Below are 4,512 nucleotides of genomic sequence, written 5' to 3' on the forward strand. Positions count from 1 at the left end.
CGACTTCACTGGTCGGCCCTTCGACGGATACGACGTCCTAGTGCCGACGTTGCCACAGGACGTGGCGGTTTTAGTCGGCCAGTGCTTGTCGGGGCTGATCAAGGTGCTTGCGCTTTTCGTATGAAAGGAGATTGTAATGAGCATTCAATTTGACCGTCTTGCCTCTGTATTATTTTTGGTTACAGGTGTTCTTTTTATGGTTGGAAGCAGGCAGCTAGCGAGTTCGTCATATGGCAGTGCCGTTGGACCTGATATATTTCCCTTTTTTCTAGGAATCATCCTGGTTTTGTTGAGTATCCGTTTATTTTATGAAACATTTATCACAAACAACCAGCAGGGCACTAAAGAAAAATTACAGTATAAGCCCTTCATGATTATTTTTGCTGCTACATTGGTTTATATTTTGACGCTGGAAACGATCGGGTATGTAATTACGACCTTTTTATTTTTATTTGTTTGTTTTCAAACGATGGAACGCACGAAGGTGATTGCTTCCCTTTTCATATCTGCCTGTTTTTCAGGATGTGTTTACTTTTTATATGTCGAAATTCTAAAAGGTACACTGCCAGGCTGGCCAATCTGGCTTTCGTAATCTGGAAGTAACCTTTATGAAGGAGTTTTAAAAATGAGTACACTCGACTATTTATTTCAAGGATTCGGCACTGCACTTATATGGTATAACATCATTTTTGCCTTCATTGGGGTCTTAATCGGGACAGCAGTAGGTGTGCTTCCCGGGATTGGACCGATGAGCGGTGTTGCCCTGCTCATTCCAGTAACTGCTTCGGTTACTAGCTGGCTGCCGCCTGAACAAGCGGCAACTAGCGCTATTATTCTACTTGCTGGAGTATATTACGGGGCGATGTATGGCGGATCCACCACATCTATTCTATTAAATACACCAGGAGAATCCTCTTCTGTTGTGACAACGCTGGACGGTTACCAGATGGCCAAGAAAGGAAGGGCGGGTAGTGCATTATCCATAGCGGCAATTGGTTCTTTCGTGGCGGGAATTGTTACAATCATAGCCCTGATTGCCTTAGCTAAACCTTTATCAGCTGTTGCGCTTAAGTTTGGCCCTGCAGAATATTTTTCATTAATGCTTTTAGGTCTCGGGGCTGTCAGTGGATTGGCCGGGAAATCAGTAACAAAGGCTTTGATCATGACTGTTACTGGGTTATTGCTGGGAACGATCGGAATTGATAGTGTTTCAGGTATTGCCAGATTTACTTTTAATGTCCCATGGCTGTATCAGGGAATTGAGTTTTTAACAATTGCCGTAGGATTGTTCGCGCTTGGAGAGGTTTTTAAGACGATTTTAGAAAAAGAGGAAGAAGAGGCTGAAATCGCAAAGATCAATAATTTATTACCATCAAAGGCTGAGCTGAAAGAATCAGCTGGACCAATTGCGCGCGGTTCGATATTAGGTTTTTTTGTGGGGATATTGCCAGGGGCAGGGGCAACCCTGGCATCCTTCTTTTCGTATATCCTTGAAAAAAAGATCTCTAAAAATCCATCAAAGTTTGGAACTGGAGCCATTGCAGGTGTTGCCGCCCCAGAATCAGCGAATAACGCAGCCTCTGGCGGCGCAATGATTCCACTATTAACTTTAGGTATTCCGGGATCTGGTACGACAGCTATTTTAATGGGAGCCCTGATGATGTACAATGTCCAGCCGGGGCCGTTATTATTCGAAGACCACCCGCAGGTAGCATGGGGGCTTATCGCCAGTATGTTTATTGGAAACATCATGCTTTTAATTTTAAATCTTCCGCTTGTAAAAGTGTTTGCGAAAATTATTCAGACACCCAAGCAATTCTTGATTCCAATGATTATTGCCATATCGATTTTTGGTGTGTATGCAGTCCAGGTGTCGACTAATGACCTTTTATTGTTATTGGGATGCGGTATTTTAGGATACTTCCTAAGCAAGAACGATTATCCAATCGCCCCGCTTGTTCTCGGCTTAGTGTTAGGACCAATGGTCGAGAATAACCTGCGAAGGGCTTTAACAATCTCTAATGGAGATTTCAGTGTTTTTGTATCTCGTCCGATTTCTCTCGCTTTTCTCTTGATAACCGTCCTTTGGCTGGTAGTGCCATTCATGATGAAAAGACGAGGCAAAGATGTAATAATTAATATTGAAGGATGAATTATTTAAATAGTAAAAAAACTCCTTTTTTTAAGGAGTTTTTTTACTATAATGAGATTAGAGGTGTTGGTGTGCGTTTACATACAAAATTAATGCTTTTGATTTTTATCCTTATGATTTCGATTGGAGCTATTTTTGAAGTTACTTTTAAAAATATCCTTGAGTCTAACCTTAAAAAGGAGATAGGTTCTAAAGCGCTGTCGGTTGCCCAATCCATTGCCAACATGCCAGAGATTGAAAAAGCTTTCCATACGGAAAATCCTGCTTTGATTATTCAGCCGATTGCTGAGAGCATTCGAAAACAAGTAGGGGCAGAATTTATCGTGATCGGGAACCGAGATGAAATCCGATATTCCCATCCAAATCCCAAGCGATTAGGACAAAAAATGGTAGGGGGAGATAATGGGCGTGCTTTTAAGGGAGAGTCTGTTATTTCAGAATCTACAGGCACACTTGGTCCTTCACTTAGGGGAAAAGCCCCAATCTTTAGCCAGGGAGAAGTGATCGGTGTGGTGTCTGTCGGATATCTTCAGACAGATATAGAAAAGGAAATTTCAAAGATCCAGAAGAAAATCTTTGCTGCAACATTCCTTATTTTAGTAGGAGGCATACTAGCAGCATTGCTAATCTCTTTAAATATAAAAAAAGCACTGTTTGGACTTGAGCCTAAAGAAATTGCATGGATGTATCAGGAGAAACATGCAATTCTAGAGTCCATTCATGAAGGGATTATTGCAATCGATACCGATGGGCGGATTACGGTAGTGAATGAAACAGCACATGAAATTTTGCAGGTTCCCAATGAAATCCTGCTCCGTGGAAAAAGAATTGAAGAGGTATTAGAAAATACGAATCTTCTTGAAGTAGTCGGTACCGGACAGGCGGAATATGATAAGGAAATTATGATTAATGGAGAGGTCTTTTTAGCAAACCGCATCCCTATTTTTAATAAAAGAGGGGATGTAATTGGTGCTGTAGCAAGTTTGCGGAATAAGTCAGAGCTTGCTCATTTGCTTCAGGAATTATCCCATATTAAATCCTATGCTGAAGGATTGCGTGCTCAAACCCATGAATATTCGAACCGTCTTTATACCCTTTTAGGGTTAATTCAGCTTGGTTCTTATAAAGAAGCGATTGATTTTATCTCAAAAGAAGTAGATGTTGCCCAGGGGTTTATTCAATTTTTAATGAAGGAAATACCGGACCCAATTATTGCTGGATTTATACTAGGCAAGGTTAGCCTGGCAAGCGAATTAAAAGTGGATTTTACAATAGACAGGGAGAGCAGCTTTAAAGATATTCCCGATGATATTAACAGAGATGCTTTGGTTACCATTATTGGGAACCTGGTCAATAATGCTTTTGAAGCCGTTAGAGAGAACGGAAAAGAAGATAAAATGGTCTTGCTGTTTTTGACCGATCTCGGCAAAGAGCTGATTATCGAAGTAGAAGATAATGGACGAGGCATTGATCATGAAAGCAGTGATCAAATCTTTAAAGCAGGTTTTACAACGAAGAACAAGAGCAGTAATGCTGGAATTGGCCTCAGTTTAGTTCAAAAGGCCATTAATCAACTGGGGGGATATATCACGTATTCTTCAAATGCGGGAGAAGGTACAGTTTTCACAGTGGCGATACCAAAAATGCAGGGAGAAGTGAACGATGGGGAAACGTGACATCGAAGTGCTAATTATTGAGGATGACTTAAGGATCGCTGAAATACAAAAACGGTTTATCGAACAGATTGAAGGATTTCAAACTGTGGGGATTGCAGCGGGGTATGTTGAAGCTAAAACCTTAATTGATATCTTAAAGCCGGATTTGCTCTTACTTGATGTTTATTTTCCCGATATGAACGGATTGGAATTATTAAAAGAAATCAAACTGCAAACAAAACAAATGGATGTTATTATGATTACTGCTACCAAGGAAATTGATAAAGTGCAAGAGGCTATTAGTATCGGGGTATTCGATTATATTATTAAGCCATTAGTTTTTGAACGATTTAAACAATCTCTGCATAGATATCAGGAATTTTATGAAAAGTTAGTGCAGCTAGGAGAAGGAAATAACGTTGTTACACAGCAGCAGGTAGACAAATTGTTACGAAAAGAAATGAATGACATAACTAATGAAAAGTCTTACCTTCCGAAAGGGATTGATCCGTTAACGCTTGAAAAAGTGATGGAGGTCATTGGTAAGGGTGATGTTGGGCTAACAGCAGAAAGTGTCGCAAAAGTAATTGGAATAAGCAGAACAACAGCAAGGCGTTATTTGGAACATCTTGTGTCTATAGATAAAATAGAAGCCGATTTGACTTACGGAACAGTTGGCCGTCCGGAACGGGTTTATATGAGTAT

At 40.5% G+C, this 4,512-nt stretch carries 4 protein-coding genes; all 4 read left to right on the forward strand.

Features of this window, described 5'->3' with window-relative positions; genetic code table 11:
* Positions 1-136 precede the first annotated feature (136 nt).
* Complete coding sequence (locus WB217_RS01550) at positions 137-592, forward strand: tripartite tricarboxylate transporter TctB family protein (RefSeq protein ID WP_423990014.1); 456 nt, start codon at positions 137-139, stop codon at positions 590-592.
* A gap of 33 nt (positions 593-625) precedes the next feature.
* The gene (locus tag WB217_RS01555) at positions 626-2,152 is read left to right on the forward strand and encodes a tripartite tricarboxylate transporter permease (RefSeq protein ID WP_423990016.1); all 1,527 of its coding nucleotides are present in this window, start codon (positions 626-628) and stop codon (positions 2,150-2,152) included.
* A 71-nt stretch (positions 2,153-2,223) separates the two neighbouring features.
* Positions 2,224-3,828 (forward strand): ATP-binding protein, encoded by a 1,605-nt coding sequence (locus WB217_RS01560; RefSeq protein WP_423990018.1) that lies wholly within the window; start codon positions 2,224-2,226, stop codon positions 3,826-3,828.
* Positions 3,815-4,512, forward strand: a 698-nt coding sequence (locus tag WB217_RS01565) for a response regulator (protein ID WP_423990020.1), incomplete at its 3' end; no start/stop codon positions are given. The genes WB217_RS01560 and WB217_RS01565, both read left to right, overlap by 14 nt.

It is taken from the genome of Mesobacillus sp., assembly GCF_049588175.1.
Taxonomy (GTDB): domain Bacteria; phylum Bacillota; class Bacilli; order Bacillales; family Cytobacillaceae; genus Mesobacillus.

What these genes read in the sequence shown, in the direction of transcription:
- WB217_RS01550 (WP_423990014.1), top strand. Translation starts at nt 137, where the DNA reads ATGAGCATTCAATTTGACCGTCTTGCCTCTGTATTATTTTTGGTTACA.
- WB217_RS01555 (WP_423990016.1), top strand. Translation starts at nt 626, where the DNA reads ATGAGTACACTCGACTATTTATTTCAAGGATTCGGCACTGCACTTATA.